General features: G+C 66.1%; 21 protein-coding genes. 3 read left to right on the top strand and 18 right to left on the bottom strand.

From position 1 onward, the window contains the following. Window positions 1-116 precede the first annotated feature (116 nt). Complete coding sequence (gene pyrF, locus ACK8OU_RS04740; protein WP_410302233.1) at window positions 117-821, top strand: orotidine-5'-phosphate decarboxylase; 705 nt, start codon at window positions 117-119, stop codon at window positions 819-821. A gap of 16 nt (window positions 822-837) precedes the next feature. Here pyrF and ACK8OU_RS04745 read toward each other — a convergent pair whose 3' ends face one another. The 8 genes from ACK8OU_RS04745 to def (ACK8OU_RS04780) all read right to left on the bottom strand — a co-directional run bounded on the left by ACK8OU_RS04745 (window position 838) and on the right by def (ACK8OU_RS04780) (window position 4,873). After that, complete coding sequence (locus tag ACK8OU_RS04745; protein ID WP_410302234.1) at window positions 838-1,137, bottom strand: hypothetical protein; 300 nt, start codon at window positions 1,135-1,137, stop codon at window positions 838-840. Window positions 1,138-1,211: 74 nt separating this feature from the next. Then, window positions 1,212-1,484 (bottom strand): NfeD family protein, encoded by a 273-nt coding sequence (locus ACK8OU_RS04750; protein WP_410302235.1) that lies wholly within the window; start codon window positions 1,482-1,484, stop codon window positions 1,212-1,214. Next, window positions 1,481-2,365 (bottom strand): SPFH domain-containing protein, encoded by an 885-nt coding sequence (locus tag ACK8OU_RS04755; protein WP_410302236.1) that lies wholly within the window; start codon window positions 2,363-2,365, stop codon window positions 1,481-1,483. Before ACK8OU_RS04755 ends, ACK8OU_RS04750 begins: the two co-directional genes overlap by 4 nt. Window positions 2,366-2,423: 58 nt before the next feature. Next, complete coding sequence (locus ACK8OU_RS04760; protein ID WP_410302237.1) at window positions 2,424-2,585, bottom strand: hypothetical protein; 162 nt, start codon at window positions 2,583-2,585, stop codon at window positions 2,424-2,426. 1 nt (window position 2,586) lies between these two features. Beyond that, on the bottom strand, window positions 2,587-2,823 hold the full coding sequence (locus ACK8OU_RS04765) for a GlsB/YeaQ/YmgE family stress response membrane protein (protein WP_410302238.1): 237 nt from the start codon (window positions 2,821-2,823) through the stop codon (window positions 2,587-2,589). Window positions 2,824-2,934: 111 nt separating this feature from the next. Next, complete coding sequence (gene fmt / locus ACK8OU_RS04770) at window positions 2,935-3,831, bottom strand: methionyl-tRNA formyltransferase (RefSeq protein WP_410302239.1); 897 nt, start codon at window positions 3,829-3,831, stop codon at window positions 2,935-2,937. Further along, window positions 3,828-4,325 carry a peptide deformylase gene (gene def / locus ACK8OU_RS04775; RefSeq protein WP_410302240.1) on the bottom strand — a complete coding sequence of 166 codons (498 nt, stop codon included), beginning with the start codon at window positions 4,323-4,325 and terminating at the stop codon, window positions 3,828-3,830. Before def (ACK8OU_RS04775) ends, fmt begins: the two co-directional genes overlap by 4 nt. Window positions 4,326-4,342: 17 nt before the next feature. After that, a complete protein-coding gene (def, locus tag ACK8OU_RS04780; RefSeq protein WP_410302241.1) occupies window positions 4,343-4,873 on the bottom strand; it encodes a peptide deformylase in 531 nt (176 codons plus the stop codon). A 184-nt stretch (window positions 4,874-5,057) separates the two neighbouring features. On the opposite strand from def (ACK8OU_RS04780), the gene ACK8OU_RS04785 reads away from it, so the two are divergent. After that, a complete protein-coding gene (locus ACK8OU_RS04785) occupies window positions 5,058-6,242 on the top strand; it encodes a MalY/PatB family protein (protein WP_410302242.1) in 1,185 nt (394 codons plus the stop codon). 21 nt (window positions 6,243-6,263) lie between these two features. Here ACK8OU_RS04785 and ACK8OU_RS04790 read toward each other — a convergent pair whose 3' ends face one another. The 10 genes from ACK8OU_RS04790 to ACK8OU_RS04835 all read right to left on the bottom strand — a co-directional run bounded on the left by ACK8OU_RS04790 (window position 6,264) and on the right by ACK8OU_RS04835 (window position 15,018). After that, the gene (locus ACK8OU_RS04790; protein ID WP_410302243.1) at window positions 6,264-6,611 is read right to left on the bottom strand and encodes a hypothetical protein; all 348 of its coding nucleotides are present in this window, start codon (window positions 6,609-6,611) and stop codon (window positions 6,264-6,266) included. A gap of 80 nt (window positions 6,612-6,691) precedes the next feature. Beyond that, window positions 6,692-8,602, bottom strand: coding sequence for a 1-deoxy-D-xylulose-5-phosphate synthase (gene dxs / locus ACK8OU_RS04795; protein WP_410302244.1), 1,911 nt, complete (start codon window positions 8,600-8,602; stop codon window positions 6,692-6,694). Between the two features lie 17 nt (window positions 8,603-8,619). After that, the gene (locus ACK8OU_RS04800; protein ID WP_410302245.1) at window positions 8,620-9,486 is read right to left on the bottom strand and encodes a polyprenyl synthetase family protein; all 867 of its coding nucleotides are present in this window, start codon (window positions 9,484-9,486) and stop codon (window positions 8,620-8,622) included. Then, on the bottom strand, window positions 9,487-9,723 hold the full coding sequence (locus tag ACK8OU_RS04805; protein WP_410302246.1) for an exodeoxyribonuclease VII small subunit: 237 nt from the start codon (window positions 9,721-9,723) through the stop codon (window positions 9,487-9,489). Between the two features lie 126 nt (window positions 9,724-9,849). Further along, on the bottom strand, window positions 9,850-10,254 hold the full coding sequence (locus tag ACK8OU_RS04810; RefSeq protein ID WP_410302247.1) for a c-type cytochrome: 405 nt from the start codon (window positions 10,252-10,254) through the stop codon (window positions 9,850-9,852). Window positions 10,255-10,584: 330 nt separating this feature from the next. Further along, complete coding sequence (locus ACK8OU_RS04815) at window positions 10,585-11,205, bottom strand: queuosine precursor transporter (protein WP_410302248.1); 621 nt, start codon at window positions 11,203-11,205, stop codon at window positions 10,585-10,587. Between the two features lie 84 nt (window positions 11,206-11,289). After that, a complete protein-coding gene (locus ACK8OU_RS04820) occupies window positions 11,290-12,189 on the bottom strand; it encodes an esterase-like activity of phytase family protein (RefSeq protein ID WP_410302249.1) in 900 nt (299 codons plus the stop codon). Then, window positions 12,162-13,058, bottom strand: a complete 897-nt coding sequence (gene mepA / locus ACK8OU_RS04825) for a penicillin-insensitive murein endopeptidase (RefSeq protein WP_410302250.1) — start codon at window positions 13,056-13,058, stop codon at window positions 12,162-12,164. Before mepA ends, ACK8OU_RS04820 begins: the two co-directional genes overlap by 28 nt. Then, entirely contained in the window at window positions 13,045-14,403 is a 1,359-nt protein-coding gene (locus ACK8OU_RS04830; RefSeq protein WP_410302251.1) for an MFS transporter, read from the bottom strand. The genes mepA and ACK8OU_RS04830 overlap by 14 nt, the downstream gene beginning before the upstream one ends. Before the next feature lie 84 nt (window positions 14,404-14,487). Continuing rightward, window positions 14,488-15,018: an acyl-CoA thioesterase gene (locus ACK8OU_RS04835; protein ID WP_410302252.1), complete on the bottom strand. Its 531-nt coding sequence runs from the start codon at window positions 15,016-15,018 to the stop codon at window positions 14,488-14,490. 142 nt (window positions 15,019-15,160) lie between these two features. Between ACK8OU_RS04835 and ACK8OU_RS04840 the strand changes: the two genes are divergently transcribed. Then, on the top strand, window positions 15,161-15,454 hold the full coding sequence (locus ACK8OU_RS04840; protein ID WP_410302253.1) for a YggT family protein: 294 nt from the start codon (window positions 15,161-15,163) through the stop codon (window positions 15,452-15,454). Window positions 15,455-15,457: the final 3 nt, after the last annotated feature.

The following is a 15,457-nucleotide window of genomic DNA, read 5'->3' on the forward strand; positions in this document are numbered from 1 at the left end:
TGCTGACGCGGCGGGGCGCCTGGCGCGGGATTGGCGGGCTGCAACCGGCACAGGCTTGACCTGCGGGGCGCTTGCGCGCAAGACGGCGCCGTCCCTTGCAACGCCGGAGGCTTCCGATGACCCTGCCCGCCGATGACCGCCTGATCGTCGCCCTTGATGTGCCGAACGCCCTTGCGGGGCTGGAACTGGCCAAGACGCTGGGGGATGCCGTTTCCTTCTACAAGATCGGCCTGGGCATGTTGACCGGGGGCGGCCTTGCGCTGGCCAACGAGCTGAAGGCCGAACATGGCAAGCGCATCTTTCTGGACATGAAGCTGTTCGACATCGGCGCCACGGTTGAGGCGGCGGTGCGCGGGCTGGCGCAGTATGACCTTGATTTCCTGACCGTGCATGGCGACCCTTATGTGGTGGCGGCTGCCAAACAGGGCGCTGCGGGCAAGGATCTGAAGATCCTGGCCGTGACCATCCTGACATCGCTGGATCGGGCCGATCTGGATGGCGCGCTGATCAAGCCCGGCGCTGTTGCCGATCTGGTGGTGGAACGCGCGGGCCGCGCCTTTGCGGCCGGGGCGGATGGGGTGATCGCCTCGCCACAAGAGGCCGCCTTGATCCGGGTGCTGCCGGAAGCCGCGGGCAAGCTGATCGTTACCCCCGGGGTGCGCCCGGCCGGGGCCGCGCTGGGCGATCAGAAGCGCGTTGAAACGCCCGCCGCCGCGATCGCGGCGGGGTCGGATCATATCGTCGTCGGCCGGCCGGTGTGGCAGGCCGACGATCCGAAGGCGGCGGCGCTGGCGATCGTGCGGGACCTGGCCGGGGCCTGACCCTGCCTTGATCGCGTCAGTCGGCCGGCGTGGCCGATTCGGCGGGGGCTTCGGGTGCGGCCGGTGCCGCGGGCTCTGCTGGTTCCGGGCTTGGGGACACGACAACGCCGGTGTCGGGCGCCTCATTGGTGATGGTCACCGAGGCAGGCGCCTCGGGCGCGGTTGCCTCGGGCGCGGTTGCCTCGGGCGTGCCGGTGGGGGCGGGGCTGTCCATCACCAGCCAGATCACGACGATCAGCGCCACGATGATGGCGCCCAGAACGAAATAGATGCCGCCGGACGAAGACCCTTGCGGACGCGGGGGTTGGGTGTTCATGGCCGTCTCCTGTGATGTGAACTTTCGCGCTTAACGCCGGGCGCGCGTGAAAGTTCCATCCGGGGGCGGGGGCCTCAGTCTTCGTTGATGTCGGTGTGCCACAGCTTGTTTTGGCCCCGGCGTACGCCCGCCGCGCGGCGCAGCCCAAGCCATGCGCCAAGCGCGGTCAGCGCCAGGACAAAGATCATCGCCGGCAGCGAGGCGCCCAGCCAGCCCAGCCAGACCAGCGCGCCGACCAGCACGGCACCGATGGCAAAGCCCAGAAGGAAGAACCCGGGCACCAGCATTTCCAGCGCCCCCAGGACCACCCCGCCCGCGACCCAGACCCAAGCCTGTTGCCAGATCATTGCGCCTTGCCTTTCAAAAGTCCGAAGGCATTGCCAAAGGCCTCCAGCGCGGCGGCGGGCAGGATCACGGTCTGCTTGCCCTGCCCCTGCGCCACCGCGGCAATGGCCTCGACCTGCTTCAGAGCCACCTGATATTGTGCCGCTTCAAGCCCGGCCTCCTTGATCGTTTCGGCGATGACGCCGGTGGCATAGGCCTCGGCCTCGGCCAGGACGCGCTTGGCCTTGGCCTCTTGTTCGGCGGCGTAAAGCGCGCCATCGGCCTGAAGCTCGACCGCGCGCTTGCGACCCTCGGCCTCGGTGACCAGCGCGCGGCGCGCGCGTTCAGCGTTCAGCTGTTGCAGCATGGCGGCACGGGTCGCCTCATCCAGGTTCACATCCAGGATCTCGGCGCGGGTCACCTCGATGCCCCAGTCATCGACGACATTGGCCAGATTGTCGCGGATCGTGCCGATCAGCCCCGCGCGGTTGGATTGCACCGTGTCCAGTTCCATCCGGCCGATTTCGGACCGGACGATCCCGGCCACCGTGGTGGCGATGGCGGCGTCGATGTCGCGGATGCGGTAGACGGTCTTTTCCGGCTCGATGATCCGGTAGAAGACCGAGGTATCGACCTGTACCAGGACGTTGTCGGCGGTGATGGCATCCTGCCGGTTGGTGGGCAGCTGGCGTTCCAGCACCGAAATGCGGTGCGCGACCCGGTCCAGAAAGGGAACGATGAAGTTGATGCCCGGCCCCAGCACCGCCCGCAGCCGGCCAAAGCGTTCGACCACATGCTTTTCCGATTGCGGCACGATGCGGACGCCCAGAAAGACCGCAAGGACCAGAAAGGCCGCCAGCGCCAGGAAAACGGCGTTTCCACCCAGAAGATCGTTGGAATTCATCACTGCCCCCATGAACTGCTGACGCAAGTATGCGTGCATTCGGGGGGCGGGAAAAGGGTCAAGGTGTGGGTGCGGGCAGCAGTTTCACGCCCGTCAGCAGCGCGGCAGCCAGCACCGCCCAGCCCCCCGGCCGGGTCAGCAGCCACAGCCCCAGCGCGCCACCCCATAGCGCAAGGCGCAGCCCGGCCATGCCCGCGAAGGCAAGAAAGGTTCCGACCATTCTAGCGCGGCCCGTAGCGACGCCAGAGCCAGATCAGCGCCATTGCCCCAAGCACCGCCCCGACGAAACCGGCCATCCAGCCGGTGATCGTCAGCAGCACCCGCAGGGTCAGCCCGCCGATCAGCGCGCCGATGATGCCGATCGCGATCGTGGTGGGGATATCGGTTTCCATCCGCATCGCGCGGGTGGCGATGAAGCCGGCTGCGGCCCCGATGATGATGAGAACGACGATCTGCATGGGTGCCTCCTGCCGGTCAATATGGGACTTTGGCTTGCCGTTGCAAAGGGTCGGGATGCCGGGGGTTTCACACCCCCGGACCCCCGTGGAGTATTTTCGCCAAGAAGAAGATCAGGTCAGGATGTCGGGCAGGGCAAGGCCGCGCAGCAGTTCCTTGGCCGGCATCGGGCGCTTGCCTTCGCGCTGCGCTTCAAGCACCGTGACGGCGCCGGTGCCGCAGGCGATGGTAAAGCCGTCCAGAACCTGGCCGGGTTGCCCGCTGCCAGTGGCGGGACTGGCGCGCAGCAGCTTGATCCGTTCGCCCGCGATTTCGGTGAAGGCGCCGGGGAAGGGCGACAGACCGTTGATCTGGCGCAGGATCTGGTTGGCGGGGCGTGACCAGTCGATGCGTGCTTCGGCCTTGTCGATCTTGGTGGCGTAGGTCACGCCGGTTTCGGCCTGCGGTTCGGCGTGCAGGTCGGGCAGGCGGGCCAGCGCGTCCAGGATCATCCGCGCGCCCATAGTGCTGAGGCGGTCGTGCAGCGCGCCGGTCGTTTCGGTCGGCCCGATCGGGGTGGTTTCGCGCAGCAGCACCGGGCCGGTGTCCAGGCCTGCGTCCATCTGCATGATGCAGATGCCGGTTTCCGCATCCCCCGCCATGATCGCACGGTGGATCGGCGCGGCCCCGCGCCAGCGCGGCAGAAGCGAGGCGTGGATGTTCAGGCAGCCGTGCCGGGGGGCGTCCAGAACCGCCTGCGGCAGGATCAGGCCATAGGCCACCACCACGGCGATATCGGCGCCAAGGGTGGCGAAGTCTTGTTGTTCGGCGGCGCCTTTCAGGCTGCGCGGGTGGCGCACCGGGATGCCAAGCGCCTCGGCCCGGGCCTGGACGGGGGATGGGCGTGCCTTCTTGCCGCGGCCCGCGGGGCGAGGGGGCTGGCAATAGGCGGCGATCACCTGATGGTCGCGGGCCAGCGCGTCCAGCACCGGGACCGAGAAGTCCGGCGTGCCCATGAAAACCACCCTCATCGTGTGCCCTTTTTCGATTTCTGCACCAGCATCTTGCGTCGCAGGGGCGAGAGGTGATCCAGATAGGTCTTGCCGTTCAGGTGATCGATCTGATGCTGGACCGATGTCGCCCAGAGGCCGACGAAATCGCGTTCCTCAATCTCTCCGGTGTCATTGAGGAAGCGCACGGTGACGGCGCGGGGGCGTTCGATCAGCGCCGAGACGCCCGGCAGGTTCGGGCTTGCCTCTTCATGCTTGCGCAACTGGATCGAGGCGTGGAGCACCTCGGGGTTGGCCATCCGGATCGCCTGGCCGCGCTTGTCCGAGGCATCGACCACCGCAAGGCGCAGCATGATGCCGATCTGGGGGGCGGCCAGGCCCACGCCGGGCATTGCCTCCATCGTGTCGATCATGTCGTCCCAGACCATGCGGACGGTTTCGGTCACCGCCGCGACGGGGGCCGCGGGGGTGTGCAGACGGCGGTCTTCGTAGGGCAGAAAGGGGCGCACGGCCATGGGCGTTCCTTTGCGGATCAGGCCTGCGCGGTGCGGGCGCGTTCGCGTTTGAGCTTTTCCATCTTGCGGGTGATCATCTGGCGCTTCAGCGGGCCCAGGTAATCGATGAAAAGCCTGCCGTTCAGGTGGTCCAGCTCGTGCTGGGCGCAGGTGGCCCAGAGACCGTCAAACTGTTCCTCATGCATCTGCCCGTCAAGGCCCATCCAGCGCATCCGCACCTCGGCCGGGCGGGTGACCTCGGCATATTGTTCGGGGATCGACAGGCAGCCCTCTTCATAGGTGTTCAGATCTTCCGAGGTCCAGGTGACCTCGGGGTTGATCAGCACCATCGGGGCGGGGGCGGCGTCCTTTTCCTTGACGCAATCCATCACGAACATCCGCCGCAGCACACCCACCTGCGGCGCCGCCAGGCCCACGCCGGGCGCATCATACATGGTGGCCAGCATGTCATCGGCCAGCCGCCGGATGTCGGCATCGACGGTGGCAACGGGCTCGCAAAGTTTCTTGAGCCGGGGGTCGGGATGGATCAGGATCGGGCGAATGGTCATGGCGATGATTTAGGCGATGGGGGGCGTTGACGCAATGGTGTGAGGATTGGCGGATAATTGTTCCGGCTTACAATTAATAATCGGGACAAAATTCTACTTTATTGATATTTACAGGAATAATATGCTGAATTAATCCATAACTTCAGAACGAAATTGATGCCCAGAAATCTCAGGATGCCGCGCCATGCCCCAGACCCCCGACTTTGATGAAGCGATCGACCGCCGCGGGACCCATTCGGTGAAATGGGACGGCATGGCCCAGGCCTATGGCGTCAGCCCGCAGGATGGCATCGCCATGTGGGTGGCGGATATGGATTTTCGCCCCCCCGCCTGTGTGCAGCGCGCGGTTGAGGCGCTGGCCGGGCATGGGGTCTATGGCTATTGGGGCGATGACGTGCCCTATCTGGATGCGATCCGCTGGTGGATGCAGGCCCGGCACGGCTGGGCGGTTGAGCGGGACTGGATTTTTACCACGCATGGGCTGGTGAACGGCACCGCGCTGTGCGTCGATGCCTTTACCCGGCCGGGCGATGGTGTGGTGTTGATGACGCCGGTGTATCACGCCTTTGCGCGTGTCATCAATGCCGCGGGTCGACGGGTGGTGGAATGCCCGCTGAAGCTGGCCGATGGCCGGTATGAAATGGACTTTGCCGCCTGGGATGCGCAGATGACCGGGGCCGAGCGGATGCTGATCCTGTGTTCCCCGCATAACCCCGGCGGCCGGGTCTGGTCCGCGGCCGAGCTGCGCGCCACGGCCGATTTCTGCAAGCGGCACGGGCTGATCCTGGTGTCGGATGAAATCCATCATGATCTGGTGATGCCGGGTCACGCCCATCAGGTGATGGCGCGCGCCTGCCCGGATGTGGCGGACCGGCTGGTGATGATGACCGCGACCACCAAGACCTTCAACATTGCGGGCGCGCATGCCGGCAATGTCATCATTCCCGATCCGGCCTTGCGCGCGCGCTTTGCCGGGCGCATGGCGGCCATGGGCATTTCGCCCAACAGTTTCGGCTTGGCGATGGCGACGGCGGCCTATTCGTCCGAAGGGGCCGCGTGGCTGGATGCGCTGATAGGCTATCTTGACGGGAACCGGCGCCTGTTCGATGCGGGGATCGACGCAATTCCCGGCCTGCGGTCCATGAAGCTGGAGGCGACCTATCTTGCCTGGGTCGATTTTGCGGGCACCGGAATGGCGCCGGGGGAATTTACCGCGCGGGTCGAAAAAGGCGCGCGGATTGCGGCGAACCACGGCGCCACCTTTGGTCTGGGGGGTGAAAGCTTTCTGCGGTTCAACCTTGCCACGCCCCGCGCCCGCGTGGCCGAGGCTGTGGCCCGGTTGCAGGCGGCCTTTGCCGATCTGCAATAGCGGCTTCGCGCGGGCCGGGGGCTAAAGCCGGGGCAGCAGGGCCCGGGGGGCGTGATCATCACGCGCGAAATCCAGCGCCGCCCCGTCGCGGACTGCGGTTTCGCGCTTGGTCGTGCAGATCAGTTCATCCCCTTCAACCGCCGAGGCGATGATCAGGCAGGTCGACAGGTGGCGCGCGCCATCATACAGGTCCACCAGTCCACGCAGCTGCGACACCCGCGCCGCATCCAGCGCGAAACCGCCGCGCCAGCGCCGCAGAACCGGCAGAACCTGATCACCCGCCTGCACACGCAGCCGCGACCGGCGCTGCGCCTCTGCCTGACGGGCATCGTTCAGTGCGGTCAGAACCTCTCGTGGCAGGATTTCCATCATCGCCTCCCTGCGGCTGTGGGCATGCCTTGGCCAAGCATGCGCAGGGGGATGTAAAAATCAAGTGAAGCTTGCCCGGATCAGGCGCGCCGGGCCACCGCGACGCCCAGAACCTCCAGCACCCTGGCCTCGATCTGCGGCGCGTTCATGCCGGCTGCGGCATACATGTCCTCGGCCGTGGCGTGGTCGATGAAAGTGTCGGGCAGTACCATCGACCGGAACTTGAAGCCCCGGTCAAAGACGCCTTCGTCTGCCAGAAGCTGCGCGACATGGCTGCCGAACCCGCCGACCGCGCCTTCCTCAACGCAGATCAGTGCCTCATGGTGACGCACCAGTTGCAGGATCAGGTCGCGGTCCAGCGGCTTGGCAAAGCGCGCATCGGCCACGGTGGGCGCAAGGCCACGCGCGGCCAGTGCCTCGCGCGCCTTCAGAACCTCGGCCAGGCGGGTGCCAAAGGACAGGATCGCGACGCGCCCGCCCTCGGCCACGATGCGGCCCCGGCCAATTTCCAGCGGTGTGCCGCGTTCGGGCATTTCCACGCCCATGCCATCGCCGCGCGGATAGCGGAAGGCCGAGGGGCGATCATCCAGCGCGGCGGCGGTGGCGACCATGTGGATCAACTCGGCCTCATCCGCGGCGGCCATCACGACGATGCCGGGCAGGTTGGTCAGGAAGGCGATGTCATAGGCCCCGGCATGGGTCGCGCCATCGGCGCCCACCAGCCCGGCCCGGTCGATCGCAAAGCGCACCGGCAGGCGCTGGATCGCCACGTCATGCACGACCTGATCGTAGCCGCGCTGCAGGAAGGTGGAATACAGCGCGCAGAACGGCTTCAGCCCGCCCGCCGCCAGCCCCGCCGAAAACGTCACCGCATGCTGTTCGGCGATGCCCACATCGAAACATCGGCGGGGGAAGCGTTCGGCAAACAGGTTCAGTCCGGTGCCATCGGGCATCGCGGCGGTGACGGCGACGATCTTGTCGTCACCTTCCGCCTCGCGCACCAGGCTTTCGGCAAAGACCCTGGTGTAGGAGGGCGCGTTTGACGGTGTCTTGACCTGCGCCCCGGTCACCACGTCGAACTTCGCGGTGGCGTGGCCGCGGTCGGGGCGCATTTCGGCGGGGGCATAGCCCTTGCCCTTTTTCGTTACCGCATGAATTAGCATCGGCCCGGTCGCCCGCGCTTTCAAGGTGCGCAACAGCGGCAAAAGCTGGTCCAGGTCGTGCCCGTCCACCGGGCCGACATAGGTGAACCCCAGTTCCTCGAACAAGGTGCCGCCGATCGCCATGCCTTTCAGCATTTCCTTGGCGCGGCGCGCGCCTTCCTGCAACGGTTCCGGCAACAGGCTGACCGCGCCCTTGGCGGCGGCGCGAAGGTCCTGGAACGGGTTGCCGGAATAGAGCCGGGTAAGGTAGCTGGACAGTGCGCCCACCGGCGGGGCGATCGACATTTCATTGTCGTTCAGCACCACGAACAGCCGTTTGCCCAGATGGCCCGCGTTGTTCAGTGCCTCAAAGGCCATGCCCGCGCTCATGGCGCCATCGCCGATCACTGCGATCGCATCGCCCGGATCGCCACCCAGTTCCCGCGCCATCGCGAACCCCAGCGCGGCGGAAATCGAGGTCGAGCTGTGCCCCGCGCCGAACGGATCATAGGGGCTCTCGCTGCGCTTGGTAAAGCCTGACAGCCCGTCCTTCATCCGCAGGGTGCGGATGCGGTCGCGCCGCCCGGTCAGGATTTTATGCGGATAACACTGGTGGCCGACATCCCAGATGATCTTGTCGCGCGGGGTGTCGAACACCGCATGCAGCGCCACGGTCAGTTCCACCACGCCCAGCCCCGCGCCCAGATGGCCGCCCGTGACCGACACGGCCGAGATCGTCTCGGCCCGCAGCTCATCGGCCAGCCGCTTCAGATCACGGTCGCTGAGCGCCTTCAGGTCGGACGGCAGCGTCACGCGGTCCAGAACGGGGGTGTTTGGCTTGTCGCTCATCAGCCCTCCAAGGGCGTTTACATCTGCCGGGCAATAACGAACTGCGCCGCATCCCGCAAGTTCCGCGCCGTCGCACCATAGGGGGCCAGCGCGGCCTCGGCCTCGGCCACAAGGGCGCGGGCGCGGGTGCGCGCGCCTTCCAGCCCCAGAAGCGAGACGAAGGTGGCCTTGCCCGCGCCTGCGTCCTTGCCCAGCCGCTTGCCCGCCGTTGCTTCGGACCCTTCGACATCCAGGATGTCGTCGGCAATCTGGAAGGCAAGTCCAAGGGCGGCGGCATAGGCGGCCAGCGGTCGGGGGTCGGCGCCCGCCAGTATTGCCCCGGCCTGCGCCGCAAAGCCGATCAGCGCGCCGGTCTTGCCCGCCTGCAAGGCGGTGATCTGGTCCAGCGTCAGCGGCCGGGTGGCGGTTTCGGCGGCAATATCCAGCGCCTGGCCATAAACCATCCCCTCGGCGCCCGAGGCCCGTGCCAGCGCCGCCACCAACGCCACGCGCCGGTCCGCCGGGCCCAGAACCGGGTCGCAGCACAGTTCGAACGCCAGGGTCTGCAGCGCATCGCCGGCCAGAACCGCCGTCGCCTGATCCCACTTCACATGTACCGTGGGCTGGCCACGGCGCAGATCGTCATCATCCATGCAGGGCAGGTCGTCGTGGACAAGGCTATAGGCATGCAGCGCCTCGACCGCCGCCGCCGCCGGCATCGCCTGTGCGTCGGACAGCCCGTGCAAGGCCGCGCTTTCCAGCACCAGAAACGCCCGCAGCCGCTTGCCGCCCTGCACGGCATAGCGCATCGCCTGCGTCAGCGGGATGTCGGGGCGTTGCGCCAGCGCGCCATCCAGCGCGGCCTGCACATCGCGTTGCACCTGCGTCAGACGGTCGGCGAACATCTACAGCCCTTCGACCGGGGTGCTGCCCGTGGGCTGGCCATTTTCGCCCAGCGTGATCTTTTCCACCCGTTCCTCGGCATCGCGCAGCAGGCTGGCACAATGCGCCTTCAGCGCCGCACCGCGTTCATAAAGCGCGATCGAACGATCCAGCGGCACTTCGCCGCGTTCCAGCTGGCCAACCACGGCCTCAAGCTCATTCATCGCTTCTTCGAAGGTCATCGCTGCTATGTCGGTCATGCGCCCCGCTCCATCTGGGTGAACCCTGGCGCGGTGATACCCCGCCCCCGGCCGCAAGACCATATCCCCGATTGCCCGCTTGGGCCACCAGGTCGTGCCCGGCCCGGCCGGGTGCCGCGCAGTGCGCTATTTCTGAAATGTTTCCAGATACATCGCAAGCGACAGAACGCGCCCGCGGGTTTCGATTACATCACCATAGGTTCGATCGGCCTCGGGGTGCTGGTTCATGAAGCTCTGGCCGAAAACCGGCATTTCGCCGCCATGGGCGCGCAGGCCGGTGCGTCCGTCGATGATATGGATCACCTTCAGTATCGGGAAGGCGCCGTCATTGGCCGCGGCAAGGCCCGTCAGATCGGGGGGCTTCACGGCCAGCAATTCGGCCATCGGGCCATCCCCCAGCCCGGCTTCGCCATGGCAGCTTGCGCAATACTGGGCGTAAAGCCCCGCGCCGATGTCGGGGCCCTGGGCCAGGCTGGCCGTTGCCGACAGGCCAATGGTGAAGCTGATCGCAATGCGTGCCGCGCGGAACATGGAACTCTCCCTTCCGTGTTGGAAGGGCCAGTCTTGCAGGGTCCCGGGGCCTGTCATTGACGGTGATCAACGCGCCGTCGGGGCTATGCGAAAAATGGGAAAGGCCGCCCTTGCGAGCGGCCCCCGAGATCTACGGAGATGGTCCGGTTAGGGTCTGGTCGATCCACCGGCCCAGCCAGGGTTCTGAACCCCGGGGGTTGCCCTCAGGCCACGGCCCCCCTGACTGTCCCGACACCTCTCTCCAATATCACTCTAGACACTGGACCACCTCCTTTCATTGCGTTGCCGTTATCGACAGGCTGCCACATATTTTGTGTTTGTCAAAACTTTTCACGCAACCTTTGGCGATAGTTTCGTGACAATCGCCCGAAAAGGCAGCAGCGCCAGGATCGAAAGCCCAAGCTTTACCATCCAGTCGGCCAGCGCCAGCGACATCCACAGCGGTGCGGCAGGGCCAAGGCCCAGAACGGGCAGGATCTCATTCGCCCAAGCGACGTCATTGGCAGGTTCAAGCCAGGTCAGACCCGCGGCGAAGGCCACTGAAAAGAACACGATCGTATCCAGCGAAGACCCGACCAGCGTTGACACCAGCGGCGCGCGCCACCAGCGGCCCGTGCGCAGGCGGTCAAAGATCGCCACATCGGTCAGCTGCGCCAGAAGGAAGGCCAGCCCCGACCCGATCGCGATGCGCAGCGTTACCAGCGGGCCGAATTCGCCCGTGATCTGCGTGCCGATCAGCGAACAGACGACGCCGGTGACAAACCCCGCCAGCACCACGCGCCGGGCAGCGGCGGGGCCATAGACGCGGTTCATCACATCGGTGACAAGAAAGGCCAGCGGATAGGTGAAGGCACCCCAGGTCAGCCATTGGCCGAACAGGAATTGCACCAGAATGTTCGAGGCCACGACGACAGCGGCCATGGCAAGGATGCCGGGAAGAAAGCGGGACATGGATGATCCGTTTTTACAAGGTGGCGGAGACTTGGTCCGCGACCGTCGCGGACGTGCCGCAGATAGGACGACGGCCCGCGAAAGTCAATCTTTCAGCCGGTATTCGACGAATTCGGTGCGCTGGAACAGGCGGAAATTATCGTCCGAGATCATCGTCAGCCGCAGCGCCCCGTTGCCATCGCGCCAGACGGACAGGCTTTCCAGATTATCATGCCGGCCCGCGCGCGTCTGAACCAGAACCTCGCCGCCTATAAAGCCCTGGGGCGTCAGGTCAAAGACCCGGACCCGTGTCAGAAAGCCCAGAAGGCCCCAGAAATCGCGTTCAAGCAGGTAGAACCGGCCATCGGGGCCGAAATCCGCGCCGACCGGCAGCCAGCTGGCATCACGCGGAATTGCGAACGGCTGATCCCAGACGCCATCACGATAGCGAAACACCGGGAACGGGCGGCTGACCCCGCCGGATCGTTCGGGCATTGTGTACAGCGTGCCATCGGATGCGATGGCCAGCGCCTCAAGCGAGGAATTGTGCTGCAGCGTCTTGAACGCTTCGGGGCGGGGCAGCCGCTCGGCCGGGCCGGCCGGGTCGGTGTAGCGCGCCACCCGGTGCAGCCCCTCAAAGGAAATATACAGCGCCCCATCCGCCGCCCGGGCCAGCCCCTCGGGGTCGGCGGTTTCGCCGCGCAGCCCCTTGCCGCGGCTGTCAAGCAACGGGATCGGCCCGGCGCTGACATCGGCCCCGGCGATCCGCCCCGCGTCATCGCGCCGGATCCGCCCGGCCCAGACCGTTGCGCGGTCGGATACGGTCACGAAACCCTGTCCGTCCGCATCCACCGCCAGCCCCGAAAACCCGCCGAACGCCGGGTCATCCAGATCCCAGCGATAGCTGCCCAGGTAATCGGCCCGCCGTGCCGGTTCGGCGCCCAGATGCAGCGCCGCCAGCCCCAGCACCGCCACGATCAGCGCGAGGCGAGAACGTTGCGGCATTGGTCGGGCAAGTCGGCCAGTGTGTAGGTCTTGGCGGTCTTTGGCGGCGGGCCTTTGGGCTTTTCGCGCCGGGGCGGGTTGCGCAGTTCTTCCAGATAGGTCGTCACCCACCAGTTCAGCGTTTCATCACAGCCGTCGCTACCTTTGGACAGTTCGGCCACCGTCGGGCGCTGGGTTTCGCAAAATCCGTCGCCTGCCGGGCATTTCAGCCGCACATGGAAATGCGTGTTGTGCCCCTGGATCGGGCGGATCTTCTGCAACCAGGCACGGTCGCCCCGGGGGGTGGAATTGCACATGTTGATCTTGACCGCTGCCGCGACAAAGATCCGGTCCACACGCGGGTCAAGCGCCGCCGCGCGCAAGAGCGCCTTGTGGCTTTCGGACCAGTTGCCGTTGACGCGGGTCTGATCCTCGGTCCTGACCGAGATGGATGAGATCTTTTCGCGTTCGGCACGGCTCAGGTTCAGGCGCCTGGGCGGCAGCATCCAGATATCGGCATCCAGCCCGATCTGGTGGCTGGCATGGCCCCCGGTCATCGGCCCGCCGCGCGGCTGGCTGATGTCACCGATATACAGCCCCTTCCAGCCGACGCGCGTGGCCTGCACCGACAGATCGCGCAGGAAGCCGATCATCATCGGATGGCCCCAGTTGCGGTTGCGCGACAGTCGCATCGCCTGCCAGGTGGGCCCGGATTCGGGCAGCGCGACAAGGCCCGCCGCACAGCCCCGCGCATAGGTGCCGATCGCCGCCGACTGCTGGCGCGAAGGCACGGCATGGCCGCCAAACAGGTGCCGCGCCAACGGTTCGGCCTGCGCGGGCAGGGCGATCAGCGTGGCAAGGGCCATGGCGGCGGCTTTAGGCGAAAACATCGTTGGGCTGGTCCTTCTGCGCGCGGCCGTTCGGATCGACCCAGTGTAGCAACGCCAGCCCCAGAAGGAAAAGCACGATAAGCGGCGTTATGCCGATGGCCTGGTTGCCGCTCATCTGCGTTGCCCAGCCGATGGTCAGCGGTGCCACGAAGGAGGTGGCCTTGCCGGTCAGCGCATAAAGACCAAAGCTTTCGGTGATCTTGTCGGGGTCGGACTGGCGCACCATCATCGTGCGGCTGGCGGATTGCAGCGCGCCCCCGCCCGCGCCGATCAGCCCGCCGATCACGAAAAAGGCGATGTCGGGCAGGCGGCTTTCGGGGCCGACGGCAAGGCCAAAGACAGCGTCGCGCGACACGAAGACCACCGCGATCACCACCAGCGCCAGAAGGATGACGTTGAAGATGATCACCCGCTTGGGGCCAAAGCGGTCATCGGCCTTGCCCCCGACCCAGGCAAAGGTGGCCCCGGTGATCGTGCCCAGAATGCCGAAAATGCCCACCTGAACAATGGACCAGCCCAGCACCCCGGCGGCATACAGCCCGCCAAAGACATAGATCCCGTTCAGCGCATCGCGGTAGCACATCGACGACATCAGATAGGCCAGAAGGCTGCGGTTCCGGGGCAACTGCGCCAGCGTTGCGCGCAGTTCCGGCCAGGCGCCGCGCACCGCGGCCCGCACGGGCAGGGCATCGGGACGGCGGATTTCGCGCACCCACAGGAAGAACGGCACCATGAACACCGCATACCAGATCGCCACCAGCGGGCCCACCGATCGCGTGCCCTCGCGCATCCCGGGGTCAAGGCCCAGGATCGGGGCGATGCCGATCAGCGTGACCCCGCTGGCGTTTTCCGCCAGCAGCGTCAGCATCACGATCAGCGCCACCATGCCACCCAGATAGCCAAAGGCCCAGCCGGATCCCGATACCCGGCCCATCCGGTCGCGTCCCGCAAGGTCGGGCAGCATGGCATTGGTGAAGATGGTGGCGAATTCCATGCCGATCAGGCCGATGGCAAAGCACAGCATCACGAAGATCAGGCTGAAATCGCCCGGCGCGGCATGCCACAGCCCCCCGGCGCCCAGCACATACATCACCGAAAAGACCCAGATGAACCCGATGCGCCCGCCCGCCTTGTCGGCGATGGCGCCCAGAAAGGGCGCCAGAACCGCGATCACCAGCCCCGTCAGCCCGATGCCATAGCCCCAGACCGTCTGCGCCGCGGTGCCCGACCCCAGCAGCTCTTTCATGTAGGGGGCGAAGATGAAGGTCAGCAGCAGCGTGTTGTAGGGCTGGCTGGCCCAGTCAAAGAAATACCAGCCCCAGATCCGTTTGCGCGCGTCGACCATGCTGCCCCCTTGCGGCCGCTTTCGGCCCTTTGGCGGATCAAGCCCGAATTCGCGGGGGCGTGCAAGCGCGGGTTGAACGCCGCGTCAAACCTGGGGCGGCCAGGGGCGCTGGCCATCCGCCGCGATCCAGGCCTGCACCCAATCGGGCAACGCCGGGCTTTCGGTCGGCCGGCCCAGACGGTCCATCACCTGCGCGGGCGGCACGATCCCCGCATCCGAGGTGAAGGCGGCCCGGATCAGGATCTGGCTGCAACATTCCCCCTGCCGCCACATGCTTTGATCCATGTAAAAGAACCGCGCATCCCAGCCGATGCAGCGCGAATGCATCGTGATGCGATGAAAGACCCTGACGCGGCGGCGATAGCGGGTGGAATTGCCCGCTACCGCGATGCCCCAGCCGGTGTCCTTCAACACCTGCCGCAGGCCGGTGCGCGACAACAGCGGGATGCGGCCCAGATCGAACAGCGTCAGCGTGCGACCGTTGTTCAGCTCCATCCAGGGGTCCAGATCCCAGGGCCAGCAGATGTGATGCGACACATGCGTGCCCAGGACCGGCAACGCCGGCGCGTTGCGAAACTTTAGCCGTTCCTTGGCCAGACGGATAAACGGATACATCGGCACCTCCTGTCACGATCCGCCTGCCGCGCGGGGGCGGCAAGGTCAACCGCAAACGTTACGGCAGATCCGGTGCGGCTTGCGGTTGCAAGCGGGCCCGGTCTGACATACTTCCTTGCCAACCGCAGCCCGGAGGTTTCGTATGATCACGCTGTTTCAGGCGCTGAACCTGATCCTGAATGTCGTCTGGTTCATCATGATCGCCCATATCATCCTGAGCTGGCTGATCAATTTCCAGGTGCTGAACATCCGCCAGCCGCTGGTGGCGCAGATCTGGTATGGCCTCAACAACCTGCTGGAACCCGTCTATGCGCCGATCCGCCGGGTCCTGCCCAATACCGCTGGCCTTGATCTGGCGCCGCTGGTGGCCTTCATCATCCTGATCATCGCCCAACGGGCGCTGATAAACAATGCAGGCTTCTTTTACGGTTACTGAGCC

Origin of the sequence: Pontitalea aquivivens, from assembly GCF_046507575.1 — a bacterium.
Taxonomy (GTDB): Bacteria; Pseudomonadota; Alphaproteobacteria; order Rhodobacterales; family Rhodobacteraceae; genus Pontitalea; species Pontitalea aquivivens.